At 52.4% G+C, this 21,281-nt stretch carries 16 protein-coding genes; 5 read left to right on the top strand and 11 right to left on the bottom strand.

The annotated features are described in order from the left end of the window. The first annotated feature begins 1 nt into the window (after position 1). Positions 2 to 1,618, top strand: coding sequence for a response regulator (locus MHI43_RS03620; protein ID WP_012818894.1), 1,617 nt, complete (start codon positions 2 to 4; stop codon positions 1,616 to 1,618). A gap of 97 nt (positions 1,619 to 1,715) precedes the next feature. Next, positions 1,716 to 2,480, top strand: a complete 765-nt coding sequence (locus MHI43_RS03615; RefSeq protein ID WP_012818893.1) for a tryptophan-rich sensory protein — start codon at positions 1,716 to 1,718, stop codon at positions 2,478 to 2,480. A gap of 106 nt (positions 2,481 to 2,586) precedes the next feature. Here MHI43_RS03615 and MHI43_RS03610 read toward each other — a convergent pair whose 3' ends face one another. The 8 genes from MHI43_RS03610 to MHI43_RS03575 form a co-directional block, all read right to left on the bottom strand. After that, positions 2,587 to 2,967 (bottom strand): RidA family protein, encoded by a 381-nt coding sequence (locus MHI43_RS03610; RefSeq protein ID WP_036664541.1) that lies wholly within the window; start codon positions 2,965 to 2,967, stop codon positions 2,587 to 2,589. A 68-nt stretch (positions 2,968 to 3,035) separates the two neighbouring features. Next, positions 3,036 to 3,710 (bottom strand): NAD(P)H-binding protein, encoded by a 675-nt coding sequence (locus tag MHI43_RS03605; protein WP_036664543.1) that lies wholly within the window; start codon positions 3,708 to 3,710, stop codon positions 3,036 to 3,038. A 71-nt stretch (positions 3,711 to 3,781) separates the two neighbouring features. Then, positions 3,782 to 5,068, bottom strand: a complete 1,287-nt coding sequence (locus MHI43_RS03600) for an MFS transporter (RefSeq protein ID WP_036664546.1) — start codon at positions 5,066 to 5,068, stop codon at positions 3,782 to 3,784. Positions 5,069 to 5,214: 146 nt separating this feature from the next. Next, positions 5,215 to 5,490 (bottom strand): hypothetical protein, encoded by a 276-nt coding sequence (locus MHI43_RS03595; protein WP_036664548.1) that lies wholly within the window; start codon positions 5,488 to 5,490, stop codon positions 5,215 to 5,217. Between the two features lie 32 nt (positions 5,491 to 5,522). Then, on the bottom strand, positions 5,523 to 5,726 hold the full coding sequence (locus MHI43_RS03590) for a CsbD family protein (RefSeq protein ID WP_009593042.1): 204 nt from the start codon (positions 5,724 to 5,726) through the stop codon (positions 5,523 to 5,525). A 243-nt stretch (positions 5,727 to 5,969) separates the two neighbouring features. After that, a complete protein-coding gene (locus tag MHI43_RS03585; RefSeq protein WP_036664551.1) occupies positions 5,970 to 6,191 on the bottom strand; it encodes a twin-arginine translocase TatA/TatE family subunit in 222 nt (73 codons plus the stop codon). Positions 6,192 to 6,277: 86 nt separating this feature from the next. Beyond that, complete coding sequence (locus MHI43_RS03580; RefSeq protein ID WP_009593031.1) at positions 6,278 to 6,829, bottom strand: RidA family protein; 552 nt, start codon at positions 6,827 to 6,829, stop codon at positions 6,278 to 6,280. 22 nt (positions 6,830 to 6,851) lie between these two features. After that, entirely contained in the window at positions 6,852 to 8,456 is a 1,605-nt protein-coding gene (locus MHI43_RS03575) for a flavin monoamine oxidase family protein (protein ID WP_081746343.1), read from the bottom strand. A 284-nt stretch (positions 8,457 to 8,740) separates the two neighbouring features. Here MHI43_RS03575 and MHI43_RS03570 point away from each other — a divergent pair, with 284 nt between their 5' ends. Beyond that, the gene (locus MHI43_RS03570; RefSeq protein WP_012818886.1) at positions 8,741 to 8,992 is read left to right on the top strand and encodes a MerR family transcriptional regulator; all 252 of its coding nucleotides are present in this window, start codon (positions 8,741 to 8,743) and stop codon (positions 8,990 to 8,992) included. A gap of 23 nt (positions 8,993 to 9,015) precedes the next feature. Then, positions 9,016 to 9,786 carry a twin-arginine translocase subunit TatC gene (gene tatC, locus MHI43_RS03565; protein ID WP_012818885.1) on the top strand — a complete coding sequence of 257 codons (771 nt, stop codon included), beginning with the start codon at positions 9,016 to 9,018 and terminating at the stop codon, positions 9,784 to 9,786. A 182-nt stretch (positions 9,787 to 9,968) separates the two neighbouring features. On the opposite strand, the gene MHI43_RS03560 is transcribed toward tatC, so the two are convergent. After that, positions 9,969 to 11,474: an HD domain-containing phosphohydrolase gene (locus MHI43_RS03560; protein ID WP_012818883.1), complete on the bottom strand. Its 1,506-nt coding sequence runs from the start codon at positions 11,472 to 11,474 to the stop codon at positions 9,969 to 9,971. Positions 11,475 to 11,803: 329 nt separating this feature from the next. Further along, positions 11,804 to 12,523 carry a hypothetical protein gene (locus MHI43_RS03555; RefSeq protein WP_144374197.1) on the bottom strand — a complete coding sequence of 240 codons (720 nt, stop codon included), beginning with the start codon at positions 12,521 to 12,523 and terminating at the stop codon, positions 11,804 to 11,806. 88 nt (positions 12,524 to 12,611) lie between these two features. On the opposite strand from MHI43_RS03555, the gene MHI43_RS03550 reads away from it, so the two are divergent. Next, complete coding sequence (locus MHI43_RS03550; protein ID WP_341283225.1) at positions 12,612 to 19,394, top strand: WIAG-tail domain; 6,783 nt, start codon at positions 12,612 to 12,614, stop codon at positions 19,392 to 19,394. A gap of 332 nt (positions 19,395 to 19,726) precedes the next feature. Here MHI43_RS03550 and MHI43_RS03545 read toward each other — a convergent pair whose 3' ends face one another. Next, positions 19,727 to 20,977: an MFS transporter gene (locus MHI43_RS03545; RefSeq protein ID WP_036664587.1), complete on the bottom strand. Its 1,251-nt coding sequence runs from the start codon at positions 20,975 to 20,977 to the stop codon at positions 19,727 to 19,729. Positions 20,978 to 21,281: the final 304 nt, after the last annotated feature.

Raw genomic sequence — 21,281 nt, 5'->3', positions numbered from 1 at the left:
AATGAGAGTATTGATCGTAGATGACGAACAGCACGTTCGGGAAGCTATAGGGCTTCTGGCAGACTGGGAACGGCATGGCATAACGGAGATCGACCAGGCCGCCGACGGCGAGGAAGCGGTAAGGCTAATCGAGGAGAAGAAACCGCAGATTGTCCTGACCGACATGCGGATGCCCCGCAAAAACGGACTTGAGCTGCTGACCTGGCTGCATGCCACGAAACCGGATATTAAAGTGCTTGTCATCAGCGGATACGATGATTTTGAATATGTGCGCCATACCATCCGTTCGGGAGGCATCGATTATATTCTCAAGCCCGTGGATCCGGACAGCTTGAACGAGGCGCTGGCCAAAGCGGTTGAAACCTGGCGGCTTGAGGAAGAGAAACGGCGGCATATGACCAATCAAAATATTGAAATGAATCAGATGACCCCATTCTATATGGACCGCCTGCTCTCGGATCTCGTGAACGGCTACGGCAGCAGGGAAAGCGTCGTCTCTCAATTGCGGAAACGGATGACGCTGCCCGAAACCGGCATGGCTTGCAACGTTGCCGTGCTCCGCGACGATCAATTTGACGAAGCTTTGCTGTCCAAATTCCGCAATAGGCGGCATCTGCTGTCCTTCACCCTCATCAACATTTGTAATGAGCTGTTGAAGGATCGCGGAATAGCCTTCCGGCATATCGACAAGCCCGGAGAAATCATCCTGCTCTGTTGGAATCCACGTCTTCCCTTTAACGACCTGCTGGATCGAATCAATGACGGGTTCTTCTCCACCCTTCGCAGGCGGAGCCATTTCGGCGCCGCCGAAGCGGGCGCTTTTCCCCAAGATCTGCCCAAGGCTTATTCGACTGCAGTCCAAGCGCTGTGCAGCCGTAATCTATTGACCGGCAAGTGCCACATCCATCGTGAGCGCGCCGTCGAAAGCGAGGGCTCGCGCACCTTGCGGCTCTCCTCCTACGAGGAGGAATTCAAGCTGGCCGCGCTCAGCGGGAGCAAGGAGCGCATCGAGGCGGCCACGGCAGAGTGGCTGCAGGAGGTTCGCGAGAGGGATCTTGTTTCTCCCGAGCATCTGATGAGGTGGAATTCGGAATGGGACTGGATCCAGTATCATTGGACGGAAAATGAAGTGAAAAGCACGCAGGAGCCCGTTGAGGACGCTGAAATTTCGCAGGACCTTCCCTCCGCCCTCCCTTACAGCGAGGATGGCATGATTTGCTGGGACCGCTGGCGCGAACAGATCAGCGGAAGGCTCTATGCGGCATCCCGGGTCCTTACCCAGATCCATTCGAAGGACAATCACATCATTCATGACATAGCCCAATATTTGGAGCAGCACTATCATGATGAGATTTCGCTGCAGCAGATCGCAGGCAAGTTCTTTCTTAGCAGGGAGTACATTTCCCGTAAATTCAAGCAGGAATTCGGCGTGACGTTATCGGATTTCCTCGGTCGGATTCGAATCGAGAAAGCCAAAACGCTGCTGCTCAATCCCCAAATTCGGATTGCCCAGATCGCGGAGATGGTCGGTTACCAGGACGAGAAATATTTTAGCAAAGTGTTCAAGAAGATGGAGGGTTTCACGCCGAACGAATATCGCAAGAAGCATATGAATTAAGGAAACTATACCCCCCCCTTTCTTTTGGCTGCTGGCTCGTTATCCATTCTTTTGGGTATATTCTATATAGTCCAGACTGATATCAGGAGGAGATTGTATGTACCGCACGAACCCGTACCGCTGGTGGAATCTGCTGTTCTTCCTCGGGGTTATCACCGTGAACGTGTTATCGGGCATGCTGCCGCTGGGCGGCAGAACGACCGGGGAGATATCGGATATGTATTATACGGCGATCACTCCCGCAGGGTATGCCTTTTCCATATGGTCCGTCATCTATGTGCTGCTGCTCTTTTTTGTCATCTACCAGCTGCGCCGCGACTCCGGAAACCGGGATTCCGTCAAATCCATCGGTCCATGGTTTATTCTCAGCTGCGTATTCAATATGGCATGGCTTGTACTATGGCACTATTTGTATATTGAATGGTCTGTCGTTGTGATGTTATTGCTGCTGCTGACCCTATGGGTTCTATATGTGCGCACGCATGCGATAGACTATCCGACGCCCGGCGAGAGATTCTGCCTGAAGCTGCCGTTCAGCCTATATATCGGCTGGGTGTGCCCTGCCTTTATCGTTAATGTCGGGATCGTGTTCCAAAAGAATGGCTGGAGCCTCTTCGGGCTGCGCGAGTCCGCTTTGGGTATCGCCCTGCTCTGCGTAGGCGCTTTACTCGCCATCCTGATCGGACTGCGATACCGGGACGGCATCGTGCCGCTGGTCTTCACCTGGGCTTACATCGCCATCGCCGCCGAGCATCGGGAGACCGACAGTATTTTAATGACCGCCTTCGTGCTCTCGATCATCTTGTTTGTATTTGCCGTATGGCTCTTCTTCACGCGCAATCGGAGACGATCCCGGTATTAAAGCGCGGATTCATCGGCTCGTTCTTCAGAATTTTCATCGAAAGGATTTAGAACAAGCAAAAGGAGCTTTGCCGACGCAGGCAAAGCTCCTTTTACGTTCATATCGTTTAATTCTTAACGGCTATAACCTCGATCTCTACCAATCCGTCCTTCGGCAGACGAGCAACCTCCACGGCACTGCGCGCAGGATACGGCTCGGAGAAGAAACTGCCGTACACTTCGTTCACCGCCGTGAAATCGTTCATATCCTTCAGGAATACCGTGGTTTTAACCACTTGATCCAGGCTTGTCCCGGCAGCTTCAAGGATTGCCTTGACATTGCTGAGCGAAAGCTTCGCTTGTTCCTGGACCCCTTCACCGAATTCTCCTGTTTCCGGATTCAATCCCAGCTGGCCTGAAGTATATACGAATCCGTTGATTTCTACAGCTTGGCTGTATGGTCCGATGGCTCCCGGGGCTTTGTCGGTCGATATGATATGTTTACTCATGATATATCACCCTTTCTATGTATTCCTATATGTGTACATTGTAATCCGCCGCGGGTTCTCTGGCAAATTTAATCAGCGGCCTCGCCTAGAACATGCATCACTTCATTGGTGTATACATGATGGCCTTTCATATCCGTTAGACCGATGTTCACCATGGACCTGGCGACCTTCTGCGCCGGAATGGCCCGGTATGGGGCAAGCTTCGGACCCCTGAATGCAAAGTCGAGGGAAGTCATTAGAAGCGAAGCCGCCCGCTCCCCAAACCGCCGTTCGGGCCTATCCCCCAGCAATAACGACGGTCTGAACAGATGCAGTCCTCGGAAACCGATTCCGGCCAATCGTTCTTCAACCTCTCCCTTGGTGCGAAGATAGAAATTACGAACCTTCGGATTGGCGCCTACGGAGCTGACCGCCATAAATTGCCTCACTCCGTTCTGCTTGGCCAGCTCTGCCGTCTTGATGACATAGTCCACATCCACTTTACGGAACTGCTGCTGGGACCCCGCTTTCCTGATTGTGGTCCCCAGACAGCAATACACGCTATGGACGCCGGAAAAAGCGTCGCCGTATCGTTCCAGCTGATCCCACTCCACCAGGATGGGCAGCAGCTTGGGATGCGTGACCTCCGGGAGTCTTCGCACCAGCACGCGCACCTCATCAAGCTCCCCGCGGCCCAGCAGCTCGTCGGTTACCGAACGCCCCACAAGCCCCGTGGCCCCGACTACGAGTGCAACCTTTCCCAACGAAACCCCTCCTTTTCGTTCATCATATGAAATATCCATGACATGAAAGACATCGGCTGCCTGCCGTTCTTCTAAGCGGAACGAAGCACTCTCCGCCCCACCGTCAAAGCAATCAGTACCATCAACACGCCCACCGCGGTTTGAAAACCATATCGGGATACCCAGTCGGGCGCATGTGCAATCCCTTTGAATATGAGACCGCCCAGCATGGGACCGAGAAAAGAGGCAAACCCCGTGATGGAGGAGTATACGGCAATGAACATCGGCCGTTCGCTTTTCGGCGTATCTCCGATCATGAAGTTAAAGGCAAGCTGGTTAAAGCCGCCTACGCCGGCACCAAGCAGCATATGCGATAACAGCAGCACCGGAATTACGGGCAGGACGGACAGCAAGCCCCATGTCAAGCACGACCCCGCAATCAGCGGCAATGTCCAATAGAGCAAGGTTCTGTTGCTGAAACGCGCATTCAAATTTCCCCATACGTAGAAACCGGTCATCATGATCACGGTCTGCGCAACGGTCATGATGGATACGATCGAATACGAAATATGCAGAACGTCCAGCATGGCGTACGAATAGAGCGGAACAATCAACGTCTGCAGAAAGAGCCAACCAGCCAGAAACAGCGTAGATTTGATAAACGTCGTATCCGACAGCGGCTTGCGGATCATCGCCCTAAACTGACGCTCGCTCGAATGCTCGAAGGGAGGATCAGGATACAAGAAGAACATGGATAAGTTCGCAGCGATGGCAATCCAAGAAATCATAAACAGAATCAGGAAGCCCCCGCCGCCGGGATAACGGTCCAGGATGATCCCGCCAACAAACAGGGTCAGGGCTCCGAGCGCATTCAGGATGGTATTGCGTATGCCGAAATAACGCCCCCGCACTTTGGCCGGCACCATGTCGCTAATCAGCGAGGTCCACAGCATGCCGGATACGGTATTGGCAATAAAGGCGCCCATATAAAGGATCATAAACACCGGAACCCACCATCGTTCCGGAAAAATAAACGGGATCAGGCCCGTAGCCCCCCACAACATGCGGTGCATAAAGGTAAACACAATCATTGCTTTCTTGCGGTACTGCAAGCGCTGGATCAGGTACGCAACCAGAATCTGAAGCACGTTGAACAGCGTGGTGACGGCCAGAACAAAACCAACCTCACTGGATTCCGCGCCTAAGTACAATAAGTATCCTGTCAAGAAGGGACCGCCCAGCAGCGTCTGCAAAATGATCGCCGGAACCCCTTCCCATGTGGCCGTCATCAAATGTTTGCGTTGATGCGAAACCTGTTTGCGCGGCTTGTGAATAACCTGGACAGCCTTGATGTTGATACACTCCTTCGATGTCTTCAAATGGGCTGATCAAACTTCCTTTTGACCTCATTCTACACCGCATCGGACCCAAGTCAATATGACTTTTGAAATATAAAACTCACATGAATTTCTCATTGCATATTACCTGGACAGACAGGCTTAAAAAGTCAAAAAAAGAGCGCAAATCAGGCTCGATTTGCACTCTTTCTCCATGCGGTTATGAAACTGGCCAGCGGTTTCCATTCCCTGCCGAGCCAGCCGGAGGACACGGAAGATTCTTCCGCCATGAAGCCCGCGGCGGGCGCTGCCGCCTGCTGACTGTCCGTGACAGGGAGAATCTCCTCGTTCGTCATCTCGTAGTATCCCAAATGATAGGTGCTGACCATATCTCCGTGTAAGGTAAACACCTTGCCGTCACGAATATCGATCACCTTGCCGGTCACAACACGGGATTCCAACATGATTCGTACTGCCTCCCTTATCGTCTTGTGGACTAGTCGCGGTATCTTGCACTCCAATCCGTATATTCGCGCTCTGCCGCATCCTTCGTATGCCCGTAGCGTTCCTGCAGCTTGCCAACCAATTTATCTTTCTCGCCGTCGATCACATCAAGATCGTCATCCGTCAATTTGCCCCATTGCTTCTTCGCTTCACCCTTCATCTGCTTCCATTTCCCTTTAAATACGTTGCTATCCATAAGTATCAGCTCCTCTTAGCGTAATGGATGATGAATTGTATCATTGCCTGTACTTGTGTATACCCGTCAGGAGTTTCTCTGAATCCTGGCAAACGATGACAACGGGGAGTTCCGCTCTCGAACCATACCTCAAGCGCCGCATGCAAAAAGCTGCCGCCGTGGACTTCAATCATCCGTGGCAGCAGCTTGGATTGTATAGAGATATCCATTTTCATAGCATAAGGGAGAAATTAAACTTCCCTATCAGCCTTTCAGTTTGATGACGGCTCCCTCCCTTTCCCTCTCCCTCTCCTTATCCTTCTCCTCCTCTTTATCCTCGCCAACCAGCTCTCTGGCGGAGGCTTTGAATTCGGACAATGTGCGGCCCACCGCCCGGCCGAGCTCGGGCAGCTTGGAAGGTCCGAACAGAATGAGCACGACAATCAAGATCATCATCAATCCGACAAAACCGACATTTTGGAACATAGAACCCAACTCCTTTAATATGTGATGGTAACGGTTCATGTTGAAAGCCAGCGGCCATTCGATCCACCGCTGCGAACGAGAACAACTTACTTTTTCTTTTCCTTATTCGGGTATACGGCTACGGCCTCAATCTCAATCAACCAATCGGCATTCACAAGACCGGCAACTCCCACGGTGGAACGCGCAGGCTTAACCGGATTCTCCTTCGTATTAAAGAATTGGGCGTATGCGTCAAACCAGCCGGTATAATCAAAGGTCCCGTTCTTCGCTGCATCCGGGGTCAGGTATACTCTCAAATAGACGACATCCTTCATCGTCAATCCCTGCTCCTTCAGCTGCTTCTCGATTTCCTTCAGGATGCCGATCCCCTGGGTTTTCGTATCCCCATAGCGTTCATACACCGTTTTGCCGTCCTTGTTCAACAATGGCGGAACCGTCCCGCTCGTATAGAGATAAGAGGAACCCTCCGGCACGACTACCCCGCTGGAGATCGAGGATGTAGGACTGCCGTAAAATTTGGGGGCCGGCAAAGCTTTGGCCGGCTTCTTATGGGCAGAAGCACCGTCGGCATATGCGGTTACGCTTACGGCACTGAACAGCATGGCGAGTGCCAGGAACGTCTTCAGTTTATTTTTCATGGATTATGGACTCCCTTCTCCATTATGATTTCATGACGCGTTGATGGATATCGGTTACGACCTCGCGGGCGGATTCGATGGCGCCTGCCTGCCAGGCCGTAATGTAGCTGATATGCTCCCCTGCCAGGTAAATGCGGTTATCCGGCTTGCAGAGGGTCGGGTAGTAGGTTTTCCTATCATTGGCGGAATAGGATACCCAGCCTCCCTCCTGGTATTTGGTCTTCTTCCAGTCGATCGAGAAGGAGGCCTCGAACTCCTTCGGATACTGCGGATGGATCTTGGCCCCCTGCGTCAATGCCAGTTTCTCGCGCTCGGCATACGACATGCCGCCGAGTTTATCGGCGATGCCCCCGTACGCATAATAGCCGAGCAGGATCCCCTTCTTCCCGAAATAGTCTGTCGGCGGATAGTAGATTTGCGTAATGTCCATATTCGTCAAGCTGCTGCCGCCGTACAGATACTCGTCCTCTTCCCAGAAACGGCGCTTGAACTGCAAACCGATTTTACCTGCGGAGGCGTAGCCCACGCTGCCGATGGCTTTGGACATCTCCGGCGAGAAGTCGGCGGGGATCTTCTTCAGTACCGTCAGCGGTATGGTGCAGATGCAGTAATCGCCGCGGAGTTCCTGCTCTCTGCCGGAATGGCCGTCCACATACACAATTCGCACGCCGGAGGAGGACTGGCGAATTTCCTTCACCTCGGCCCGGTACTTGATTCGGCTGCCTACCCGTTTCTCGAATGCCTTGATGATGGCGTCCATGCCGCCTACGGGGTGAAACATCATCATCTGCTGGTCGTAACCGTATTCGTTGCTGAAATATTTGCCGAAGCCGGAATTGATGATGGCCTTTAAATCGAACGGATCGCGGAGCACGCCGGCATCCAGGCGGCTTCCCGGTTCATCCTTATACCCGCCGCGCTCCGATCCCTTGTAGAACAGGTCCGGATTCAGATCTCCTTCGGCCTTCAGATAATCCACCAGCTTCAGCTTCTCTTCCGCCGTCAGCGGCAGATCCAGCGCATTTTGATTCACGGCTTTGGCCATCATCTCGGCCACGTAACCGCGTACGTCGGCTTTGGCTGCACGCTTGGGGACGCGCTGTCCGGACAAAGCCCCCACGTTCTCGTTATAGTAATAGCCGCTCTCGTTCACGTTGTTGAAGGGCTCGATGGCTACGCCAAACTTCTTGCAATAATCCAGCGTGACGTGAAACTGCGGAATCCGCATCGGGCCTGCATTGAAATACAGTCCGTTATCAAAACGGGAAGTCTGACGGCCGGATCCGATCTCCGACACGGAGGTTCCTTTGCGGATCGTCCAGTTACGCCCGCCGGCAAAGCTTTTTGCCTCCAATATCGTGCAGTCGTAACCTGCCAGACCAAGCTCATACGCTGCCGTCAGGCCCGCGATCCCTGCGCCGAGAATAACAATCTTCTTGCCGCCCCGGCCGCTGAGATGCAGATCATTCTTTCCGGGTGGAGTATATTCCGCGGCTTTCAACGTTTCCGGCGTAAGGAGCCCCATCGTACCCATCAAGCTGAAGACGGCGACAGATCCGCCCACCTTGCCAACGGTCGTCAGAAATTGTCTCCGGGTCATCTCTTTTGGTTGTTCTTTTGTAGCCACCCTCGTTCACTCCTTCGCTAGTTTGGGATTGGATTGGATTCATGAGCCGATCTTAGCAGAGAAAACAAAGTTTGACTTAAACCTTGTTAGAATTCCTCACACATTTTTTTTATTTTTTGAAAAATGATTGCTTTTTCACTTTCTTTTTCATAAAATCATGTCATAAATCCTTCCAAAAAGGAATGAACCCACCCAAATTATTACCGTTTTATCTTCTTTGGTTTTAATCCCAAGCCATTAACAAAAGCTCAGGGTTAACAATACTTACATAGGAGGTAAAGAGCATGGAGAGTAAGGTGATGAGTATTGGGGTTGTTTGCGAACTGACCGGATTGACGGAAAGGCAAATCCGGTATTACGAGGAACGCAAGCTCATATTTCCGGAGCGAACGAAGGGAGGAAACCGCAGATATTCCTTTGAGGATGTGAAGAGCATTCAGGAAATCCATCAAAAAATGCAGGAGGGATTTAATACGTTTGAACTGAAGGAATTGAATAAATCGAAAAAACAGCGCTGCACGCCGATCTTCCGATGATGACCAAAGGAGTGACGAAGTCTATGGAGTTCAAGAATACCATGACGCTGCTCGAGCACATCGCCGAACTTAGAAAGCGAATCCTTCTGGTAGCCGCCGTCTTTCTCCTAAGCATGGCGGCAGGCCTGTTCGCCGCACCCCATGTGTTATCCATGTTAAAGCATCATTCGCCGGCCTTTCAGGTAACCTGGAACGTATTCTCGCCCTGGGACGGTCTCCGCATCTATATGAGCATCAGCATCGTATTGTCTCTGCTTCCTACCTTGCCGTTCGCCCTGCATCAAATCTGGCTGTTTGTCAATCAGGGACTGAACGGCCGCGAGCAGAAAGCAGCCCTTCGGTTTATCCCCTTCTCTGCGTTATGTTTTCTCATAGGGGTCGCGTTTGCGTACTTTGTCGTTTTTCCGATGAGCCTCGCTTTTACGACGGGGATCAACAGTCAGATGGACCTCGTCGAGACGTACGGCGTCGCCCAGTACTTCGGTTTCATGTTCAATATCATCATCCCGCTGTCTCTTGCCTTCGAGCTGCCTGTCATCGTCCTGTTTCTGACGCGAATAGGAATATTAAGCCCGGCTATCCTGCATACCATGAGGCGCTACGCCTACGTCGTTTTGGTTATCGTTGCGGCGCTGATCTCGCCGCCTGACCTCGTATCGCACCTAATGGTTGCCGTCCCGCTCATCGGTCTATATGAAATCAGCACATGGCTGGCAGGCTGGATGCATCGCAAGGGGAAGCATGCAGAGCATGAAGAAGGTACGGAAATCGATACGGCTCACCAGATGATCTGATATCCTTGTTTTTTTCCTGTCGGCTCCTGTAATGAATCAGCATGATAAACGTGCTGGACTGGAGCATTTGGCAGCATGTAGACGACATCCCCACAAAAAAGAGGCCGTATACCTGCACAGGTACGGCCTCTTACTTGCTCATCAAAGAATCCGTGCAGCTGCGTTCCTTGGCCGGTCCCCCGCTAACGGATCGTAATGACCTTCTTCTCCGCTTTCATGTATTTCACGAACATGCCCGCATAATCGGGATCCCACTGGGTTCCCCTACCGGCTTCCAATATGCTCAACGCATCCGCGGATTTCATGCCGCTGCGGTACGGCCGATCCGACGTCATGGCATCATAGGCATCGGCCACCGCAATAATCCTGCCGAACAGCGGAATTTCCTTTCCCTTCAGCCCGTCAGGGTACCCGCCTCCGTCATAGCGCTCATGGTGGGATCGCACCCCCTCCAGGTAAGGAGCCATCGCATCGGCAGGCTCGATTTGCAGCAGAATGTTCTCCCCTTGCGCCGGATGAGCCTTTACCTGATCGAACTCCTCTGCCGTCAGTTTCCCTTCCTTCAGCAAAATGTTGTCCCTGACCCCGATCTTGCCGATATCATGCAGCAATGCCGTCTTATGCAAAAGATCAACCTGCTCTTCGCTTAGTCCGGCCAGACGGCCGATCAACACCGAATATTCCGCTACTCGAAGCGAATGGCCGGCCGTGTATGGATCTCTGGCATCCAGCGCCGCCGCCAAAGCGGCAAAATAACTGTCCAGCAGCTTGCGGTTCCGTTCCTCGCGCACCTGCAGCCCGCGGACCATCATATTAAAACCCGCGATCAAATTGGAAAATTCATCGGAGTAGAGATTGGAGGTCTGAATCAGACGGCCCTCCTTGATCTCATTCATCGCCCGGTACAGCTGACGGATGGGGCGCTGCAAATCCTGGGTCAAGAGCCAGGCGCCGATATAAGCAAATCCGACCCCAAGCAGCAATATAAATCCGGCCCAGCCCCAATACTGCTGAGCTACAATCTGACTAAGCCCCTCCAACCGGATCTGCACAGCCAAACTGAACAGAAATAGCGGAAAGGTGCCGATCAGCATCGTACTCAGCAGAAATTTCGTCCGAATCGCCATGAACACATGGCCCTCAAGAGAGAAATCCACGCCATAACGCGACAGCGCCTGCCGCCGAACTTCCTTGATCAAAGGGCGAATGGCGGCTATGGTCAGGAAAAATTCGATCATGGCATGACAGCTGGCCAGCAGGACCGCCCCCAGGCAAGCCAGCCATATGTAGAACGGCGGGAAATTCAGCTTCCCCTGCTCCATCATCCAAACGGTAAGCAGAATGGCCGGAAGCGATAAACCGAGCAGATGCGGTCCGAATATGCGATATACCGCCAAACGCGGCATACGGTGAATGCTCAAATACGCTTTTTCCAACGTTTCCAAATCCGTATGGCCTTCATTAAATCCCGCGTGAATCGGCCGTAAATGGCGAAGAAAGACCGTCAGCTCCGATGCGACCATTACCATGAACGAAATGGCCAATATGAGCATTAGACGCACGCCTTCAGAGGTGGGAATCTCGAGGGTCGTTACCATTAATACGCCACCCACAACAAGCACAGCTGCAATGGACCCGATCATATAGTTCCGGATTAGCTGCTTAAGAAAAGACTTATACAGTTGCATGGAACGCCTACTTTCATTAACGGATAATAAATATCGGCAAGGCATATGCAATCCGAACGTATTCGACATGATGCTACAAGTTTAAGAGCTCGGCAGCAGAATTCGCAAGAAAAAACTGTTAATATGAATATCGTAGGATTTCAGGAAAAAATCAAGCGTTTTTGCATCTCATTCTAATATTCGTTTGAATATCTTTGCTTATTACATGCAGCTGTGCTATAATTAGTAATTGTTACACGAAGTTTAACCCCGTAAGTTCCTCGAAACATGGTTATTTACATCTCTGTTGAAGTGCAAATTCCTATTTTATGACCCTAAAAGTATGAGTTTTATGGAACGGTTTTCTGATTCACACTGGAGCGGTCATCGGAGCCGCAAGGACGAAAGAGAGGCAGGGCTTTTGTCGTTTTAGAAGCAAAGATTCTTGAAGAAACTTCAAATACGGAACCGACTGTGCAGCCGTAAAGGCGCCAGGGGTTAAATTTTATAAGCGCTATTAAGCGCACAATGAAGGACTCGGCCTTTGCCGGGTCCTTTTTCCATGGATGCGCCGCCATTTCGATTCTTCGAATCCCAAAAGACCAGTGACAGCCGCCTAAACGGCTGCATATGATACCGGAGACGATCAGTATTCGGAAGGAGCGTGCAGTTTTGAAGAAAAAGAAAAAAAACTCGTCAACATCTTCTAACCAACCCTTCAGAGTCGACCCTAGTACCAGGGAACTCGACCTGTTGGGGCGCGGTAATGGACGCAGTCCTGAAAAAGAAAAAGAAACAGAAACAGAACAAGAAAAAGAAGCCCGCATTCTTTCAACATTACCTCTCGCGGATCCGGAAGAGGATCTCATCGGCATTTTCGAATTAAGGCAGCAAGAAAGAGAAGAAGTCATCAAACCCGTAATATCAGACGAAGCTATTTCTGTATCAACAGAGGCTACTGCATTTTCTGATGCCGTGACGGTAAATTCCGACTCCGCCGCGGCAGCAACTGACTCCACAACATTATCTTCTACGGATTCCGTGACACTGTCTTCTGCAGATTCTTCCATGACACTGTCTTCTGACCATTTGACGCTATCTTCCGATCCTCTGCCTAACACGGAAATCGAGCCGGAGCAGTTGATTCTTGAAAAGGAAATGCCAGAAATTAAGGGAGCATTTATATTTACAGAGGACATAGGTGAATATGCCATAACCGAGAACCGGATCGCCTCCAAGTCGGTTACGGCTTCCAAGCTTGCTCGTGGAGCGGTCGGTCCCGAAGCACTGCAAGACTATAGCGTTTCCAGCCTTCATCTTGCAGACGAAGCCGTGACCTCAAGCAAAATTGCTCCATTGTCAGTCACGGGCGAGCATCTCATGGATGGAATTTTATCGACGCGCAAATTCAGGGACGGCTCGGTCAACGCAAGCAAAATCAAGGATGGCAGCATAACCACCCAAAAGCTGGCGGACCATGCCGTTGAAGGGAAGAAAATAGCCGACGGAGCTATTACAGCAAGGCACCTCGAGCAGCTGCTCGTATCGACGGAGCTGCTGGACGACCAATCTGTCATTGGAGAAAAAATCGCATCAAGCGCCGTAGAAACCCGGCATATATCCAATGAGGCGATTCACACTTCCAAGCTTGCCGACAATGCCGTCACGTCATCCAAAATTCGCGATGGCGCCATCACCGGAAACAAAATAGCGGATAGCGCCGTAGACGGCTCCCATATACAGCAGAAATCCATTAACAGCGACCATCTCGTCAGCAGGGCCGTGACATCGGAGCATATTGCCAAGGGAAGCATCGGCCCCGACCAAATTGCTGTTAGAGGCATTGGCGCCGACCATATTCAGAATGGATCGCTGGGCGCCCGCCATCTGGAAGACGGTGCAATAGGGCCTGATCAAATTCAGCCTGGTTCCATCGGTCCCGAACAGATCGACGTCAGCGCCGTGTCCACCCGGCACTTGAGCGATTCCAGTATAACGAGCTCCAAACTTGCCGATCAGTCAGTCCATACAGCCAAACTGGTCGAGCAGGCTGTTACGGCCTCAAAAATTGCTGATCAGAGTGTTCTCCCGAGTAAGATTGCCAATGAAGCTGTACAAACCCGTCATTTGGCTAAAGGGGCCGTAGAATCATCCCAAATCGCTTCGGAGGCTGTTCAAGCCCGGCATCTCTCTCAAGATGCAGTGAAAGCAAAACATATCGCAATCGGCAGCATCTTGCCACAGCACTTTGCTCCTGAAAGCGTGCTCGGTGCGGCAATCCATTCCAGAACGATTGGAGAGCAGCACATGGCGGACCGTTCCATCGCGAGACAGCATCTTCAGCGAGAATCGGTTGGGGAAGAACAGCTTGCACCCGAAAGTGTAACGGGCAGCAAGCTGGCGTTGGGCTCGGTTGGCGGCAGCATCATTAGGCAGAGTGGCGTGACTTCCAGCAATATCGCAAGCCAATCCATTCTGCAGCAGCATCTGGCTGCGGACAGCGTCGGAGCACATGCAATACAAGACGGGGCGATCCAATCATCGCATTTGACCAACGGCTCGGTTGCCAGCTGCCATTTACAGACCGAGAGCGTAGGGACAGAAGCGCTTGGACGCGGAGCGGTAACAAGCGACAAAATTGCCGAAGGCAGCGTAATCGAATCTTCTATCGGTGAAGGCGTTATTGCACCTCGGCATCTGGCAGACCATGCTGTAACGTCCCTGAAACTGTCACCGGAAAGCGTGTCGACCGACAAGCTGGCGGATCTTTCCGTTACGTCGTCCAAACTTGCCGAAGGCAGCATCACTGGTGACAAAATAGCATCCCAAGCCATTCGTTCCACCCACCTGTCAACCCATTCCGTCGCCAAGGAAGCCATTCAGAATGGAGCCGTTACCTCAGACAAAATTGCCCAGCAGTCGGTTGAGGGAGTGCATCTTGGACTGGAATCCATCTTGGGCAAACATATCACTCAGGAAGCAATCCACGGCTACCATTTGAAAAAGAAATCCATCACGCTAAACCATTTGGCTGACGAGAGCCGATCGCCCGATATGCTGTTTGCCGACGGAAGCATTCCAGGAGCGAAGCTTGAATCGCAATCGATTACGGAAGACCACCTTACCCCTTCATCTGTGTCGGGGACCGTATTGAAAACAAACGCCGTTAGCGGAGAAAAAATCAAACCGCTCTCCATCTCGGCAGTGCATCTGCAAGAAGCGAGCGTCCTTTCGGACCATCTTGGTTTGGAAGTGGTCAAATCACAGCATATTGAGGATATCGCTGTAACCGATCGGCATATTGCGTCAGGCTCGATCAGCGCAAAGCATATCCAGAACGAAAGCATTGAATCGTCGCACATCGAGAACGGTGCCGTTCTTTCCGAGCATATTGCCGGAGAATCGATCCATGGAAACCATCTCAGTGAAGGGGCTGTGGCATCCAAGCATATAGAATTATTCTCTATTCAAAGTCACCATCTCGCCCCTTACTCCGTCAACATGGCCCATCTGGCGGATCAGTCTGTCGGCCATGTCCACTTGCAACCGGATAGTGTGGGAGTCGATCAGCTGCAGCCTGGGTCCGTCAAATCAAGACAATTGGCAGAAGGTGCCGTGCTTCCCCATCATTTGCAGACGCACAGCATCAACACGAAGCATATTGAAGCCGGTGCGATTACAACGGAGCTTATTCAGGATCACGGGGTTACAGGAGCAAAAATTGCCCATGGAACGATCACCGGCTCAAACATTGCGGCAGGTTCTCTGAACGGCTCGAAAATAGCCGAGGGCTCTATTGAAAGCCGGCATCTCGGTCCGGACGCCTTTGATAACTTCAACCTGGCTAACGGCTCCGTTACGGGGAGCCAAATCGCCAAGGAAACCATCACGGGTGCGAACATTGCGGCTGGTGCTTTGAACGGGTCCCAGATTGCCAAGGGCTCTATCGAGAGCAAGCACCTCGCACCGGACGCTTTTGATAACTTCACTTTAGCCGAAAACTCCGTAACAGGAAGTCAAATTGCTGGGGGAACCATCACCGGCGCGAACATCGCCGAAGGCTCCTTAGACGGATCGCAGATTGCCGAAGGCTCCATCGAGAGCAAGCACCTCGCACCGGATGCTTTCGACAACTTCACCTTAGGAAAGGGTTCTGTTACGGGAAGTCAAATTGCTGAAGGTACCATCACGGGCGCGAACGTCGCCGATGGGTCCCTGAAAGGTTCGAAGATCGCCGAAGGCTCCATTGAAAGCCGCCACCTCGGTCCGGACGCTTTTGATAACTTCACCCTGGCCGGCGGATCTGTATCCGGAAGGCAAATCGCTAAGGGGACCATCACTGGCGCGAACGTAGCCGACGGCTCCTTGAACGGGGCGCAGATTGCCGAGGGCTCCATCGAAAGCAAGCACCTTGCACCGAATGCTTTTGACAACTTCACCTTAGACGAGGGCTCTGTTACGGGAAATCAAATCGCTGAGGGAACCATCACCGGCTCGAACGTCGCCGACGGTTCCTTGAACGGGGCACAGATTGCTGAGGGCTCCATCGAAAGCAAGCACCTTGCACCGAATGCTTTTGACAACTTCACCTTAGACGAGGGCTCTGTTACGGGAAATCAAATCGCTGAGGGAACCATCACCGGCGCGAACGTAGCCGACGGCTCCTTGAACGGGGCGCAGATTGCCGAGGGCTCCATCGAAAGCAAGCACCTTGGACCCGACGCTTTTGCTAACTTCACCCTGGCCGGCGGATCTGTATCCGGAAGACAAATCGCTAAGGGAACCATCACTGGCGCGAACGTAGCCGACGGCTCACTGAACGGGGAGCAGATTGCCGAGGGCTCCATCGAAAGCAAACACCTTGCACCGAATGCTTTTGACAACTTCACCTTAGACGAGGGCTCTGTTACGGGAAATCAAATCGCTGAGGGAACCATCACCGGCGCGAACGTGGCCGAGGGATCTTTGAACGGTTCCCTGATCGCCGAGGGATCCATTGAGAGTAAACACCTTGGACCGGATGCTTTTGATAACTTCATTCTGGCCGAGGGCTCTGTTTCAGGAGGCCAAATCGCTGAGGGGACCATCACCGGCGCGAACGTGGCCGAGGGATCTTTGAACGGTTCCCTGATCGCCGAAGGATCCATTGAGAGTAAACACCTCGCACCGGATGCTTTTGACAACTTCATTCTGGCCGAGGGCTCTGTTTCAGGAAATCAGATCGCTGAAGGTACTATCACTGGCGCGAACGTGGCCGAGGGGTCCTTGAATGGTTCCCAAATTGCTGAAGGCTCCATCGAGAGTAAACACCTCGCACCGGATGCCTTTGACAACTTCACCCTGGCCGATGGTTCAGTAACAGGAAGCCAGATCGCTGAAGGTACTATCACTGGCGCGAACGTGGCCGAGGGATCTTTGAACGGTTCCCTGATCGCCGAGGGATCCATTGAGAGCAAACACCTTGCACCGGATGCCTTTAATAACTTCACCCTGGCTGACGGCTCTGTTACAGGAAGCCAGATCGCTGAAGGTACCATCACCGGCGCGAACGTGGCCGAGGGATCCTTGAACGGTTCCCTGATCGCCGAGGGATCCATTGAGAGCAAACACCTTGCACCGGATGCCTTTGATAACTTCACCCTGGCCGATGGTTCAATAACAGGAAACCAAATCGCTGAGGGGACCATCACTGGCACGAATGTGGCCGACGGGTCTTTGAATGGTTCCCAAATTGCTGAAGGCTCCATCGAGAGTAAACACCTCGCACCGGATGCCTTTGATAACTTCACCCTGGCCGATGGTTCAGTAACAGGAAGCCAGATCGCTGAAGGTACTATCACTGGCGCGAACGTGGCCGAGGGATCTTTGAACGGTTCCCTGATCGCCGAGGAATCCATTGAGAGCAAACACCTTGCACCGGATGCCTTTGATAACTTCACCCTGGCTGACAGCTCTGTTACCGGAAATCAAATCGCTGAAGGTACTATCACCGGCACGAACGTGGCCGAGGGATCCATTGAGAGCAAACACCTCGCACCCGATGCCTTTGATAACTTCACCTTGGCTGACGGCTCTGTTACCGGAAGCCAAATCGCTGAAGGCACCATCACCGGCACGAACGTGGCCGAGGGATCCTTGAACGGTTCCCTGATCGCCGAGGGATCCATTGAGAGCAAACACCTCGCACCCGATGCCTTTGATAACTTCACCTTGGCTGACGGCTCTGTTACCGGAAGCCAAATCGCTGAAGGGACTATCACTGGCGCGAACGTGGCCGACAGGTCCTTGAACGGCTCACAAATCGCCGAAGGATCCATCGAGAGTAAACACCTTGGACCGGATGCTTTTGATAACTTCACCTTGGCTGACGGCTCTGTTACCGGAAGCCAAATTGCTGAAGGCACTATCACTGGCGCGAACGTAGCCGACGGGTCCTTGAACGGCTCCCAGATCGCGGAAGGTTCCATCGAGAGCCGGCACCTTGGACCGGATGCTTTTGATAACTTCACCTTGGCCGATGGTTCAGTAACAGGAAGCCAAATTGCTGAAGGTACTATCACTGGCGCGAACGTGGCCGAGGGATCCTTGAACGGCTCCCTGATCGCCGAAGGTTCCATCGAGAGCCGGCACCTTGGACCGGATGCTTTTGATAACTTCACCTTGGCCGAGGGGTCCATTGAGAGCAAACACCTCGCACCCAATGCCTTTGACAACTTCACCCTGGCCGATGGTTCAGTAACAGGATGCCAAATTGCTGAAGGTACTATCACCGGCGCGAACGTAGCCGACGGGTCCTTGAACGGCTCACAAATCGCCGAGGGATCCATCGAGAGTAAACACCTTGGACCGGATGCTTTTGATAACTTCACCTTGGCCGATGGTTCAGTAACAGGAAGCCAGATCGCTGAAGGGACTATCACTGGCGCGAACGTGGCCGAGGGATCCTTGAACGGCTCCCAGATCGCCGAAGGTTCCATCGAGAGCCGGCACCTTGGACCGGATGCTTTTGATAACTTCACCTTGGCCGAGGGGTCCATTGAGAGCAAACACCTCGCACCCGATGCCTTTGACAACTTCACCCTGGCCGATGGTTCAGTAACAGGAAGCCAAATTGCTGAAGGTACTATCACCGGCGCGAACGTGGCCGACGGGTCCTTGAACGGCTCACAGATAGCAGAGGGATCCATCGAGAGCCGGCACCTTGGTCCGAATGCCTTTGATAACTTCATCTTGGCCGAGGGATCCATTGAGAGTAAACACCTCGCACCGGATGCCTTTGATAACTTTACCCTAGCTGACGGTTCTGTTACAGGAAGCCAGATCGCTGAAGGTACTATCACTGGCGCGAACGTGGCTGAGGGATCTTTAAACGGTTCCCTGATCGCCGAAGGTTCCATTGAGAGTAAACACCTTGGACCGGATGCTTTTGATACCTTCACCTTGGCCGAGGGGGCTGTTACCGGAAACCAAATCGCTGACGGGACCATCGAGAGAAGACATCTTAGACCGGACGCTTTTGATACCTTTACACTCGCTGACGGCAGCATTGACGGCGACAAATTAGGCAAGTCGGCTGTCGCTAGCGTTCATATTTCCGACGGGGCTGTTACCGGCCAGCAATTGGCTGAATCAGCAGTCACTGCACAGCATCTGGCCTTCACGCCGGTGCGCAGCTCAAGCGGGAAGCCGAAACTTCAGCAATTTGGAATGACCCCCTTTGTATTGACAGGGGCCGGCACTCAGACCGAGGTAACCGTCCTATTCGATGAACCTTATGCCGGCATTAACTATGTTATCGTGGGGATGAGCAACAATCCTGGTTTCCAGATCTCACTGAAATCCCAGCGCGAGGATGCAGCAGTTCTGGAAGTGATCCGCCAGCCGAATTGCAGCCTTTCCTACGGCTTCGTGTCCTGGATTGCCCTTGGCCCTTCACTGTAACCAGAATATCAAGCCCAAAAACGGCTCTCCTATAGCGATAGGAGAGCCGCTTACACGTTATTCATGCCATCGTCATTCTAATTCTAATGAATCGTATGCTCTACCAGCCTATGTTTCCGAAGGAAAAGGGCGTGGATTGTTTCAAATACGGCTTACGAAATTAAAGCCTTGCATAAGGATATGGATGAAACGCCTGTTCATAACGCGAGTCCCCGTAGTATTCAAAAATAAAAAAGACGAGCTTAACGCTCGCCTTTTTTATTTTCGAAATTGTCTGCATGTATGAAACTTGCAGTCATCAAGTCCGGCGGGAGGATTAACCTATATGCCAATTATACCGCGCGTCCTCCTCCTTGTGCTGCGCTTTCCCCTGCCCCCGGCCACCTCGTTCGTATGATTGCAGCGTAACAGCCCGAGATGAACAACACCGCAGCTGCAATGATATACGTAGTCCGGACGCCGTATTCGTCGGTGATGAACCCGAACAGCAGCGTGGATAGGCCAAATACCAGCGAAACCATCGCGCTTTGAGCCGCGTACACCTTCGGCAACAGATGAACGGATACGCTCCGCTGCAGAGTGGTCTGCAGCGAGACGGATTTCAGCTGTTCAAAAACGCCGAAGCCTGCCGAGTACATAAGGGCCAGCCAAGGCACCGAGGTCAATCCAAAACCGAGCGTCATCAGACTGATGCCGAAGGAAGAGCAGATGACGAACTTGCGAATATTGCGGTCGATCAGCCCCCCGCCTCTCATTCCAAACAGTCCGCCCAGCATGAGTCCCAGGAAAAAGCTTGCGTTGATATATCCCCACCACGCCTCCTCCCTGTGCAGCGCATCAGCCACGTACACGTAGATGATCGCTGCGATCCAGATCACGCCTGCCATCGTCTCCAATACATAAATCACATGAATCGCCCGAAGGGAAGGCTGCTTCCAAATGAGTGCCCAGCCTTCTTGAATGGAGCGCCCTTTCGAAACGCGCGTCTTCTCTTTCGGTTCCGGGGCGGCTTCATGCCGATCCTCTATAAGTTTCATGAAGACTGCCGCTGCCAGGGACAGCGCAAAGGTCAGTCCTATCACGCTGCTTCCGCCCAAGACTGCGACCAGCAGTCCCCCAACCGCCCAGCCTCCCAGTTGGATCATCTGATCCACGATGGCAACAAAGCTGTTTGCTTTCGTTAACTCGGCGGCATCCACCAGACGCGGCAGCATGGCATGGCTGGCAGGTGCAGCCCAGCCATCGAGCAAGGAGATGAGAAATACGAATCCGAGAATCACATAGACCGTCGCCTCCTGCTCTCCCAGTGCATAGCAGGTTACCATCAACAGGAACAGCACGACCGTTTTTCCGATCTGAGACGAAACAAGCAGCGACTTGAGGCTGTATTTGTCCATTAAAACGGGCGCAAAGCTCCCGCTTATAAACCGTGTCGTCGTCGTAATGAAAGGGATCATGGCCATCAACATGGCGGATCCCGTAATCCCATGGATCATAGCCATCAGGCCGACAATGTAAAATAAATCGCCGCTATTGGCGAGCGCCTGGCCTATCCAGAGATATCGAAAGGATTTCCGTTTCATCTTTCTACCCCAATTCTGTATTTAGTTGTGCGGGTTGGGTAGAAAAACCTACATGTTCTGGCCTCCGTTCACTTCATATGACTCATATAGTAACATCCTTCATGTCTTCTGTTAAGCTGCTCGGTATTTTTCAATCCCTCCTCATTTCAGCCTTGGATTCGCACATACGGCGTAATCGGCCTGGTATATCCCTCCATTCGTCTATTTTTTATCCCGGGCTAAAACTATTTGGCCCTCTCCACGGTCTAATGATCAGTCAAGCGCACTCAAGTACTTGAGTTGATCCCATCAATCCGGCCAATGA

It is taken from the genome of Paenibacillus sp. FSL H8-0457, assembly GCF_038051935.1.
Lineage (GTDB): Bacteria > Bacillota > Bacilli > Paenibacillales > Paenibacillaceae > Paenibacillus_AQ > Paenibacillus_AQ lautus_A.
This window is presented reverse-complemented; position numbering and strand designations above follow the sequence as displayed.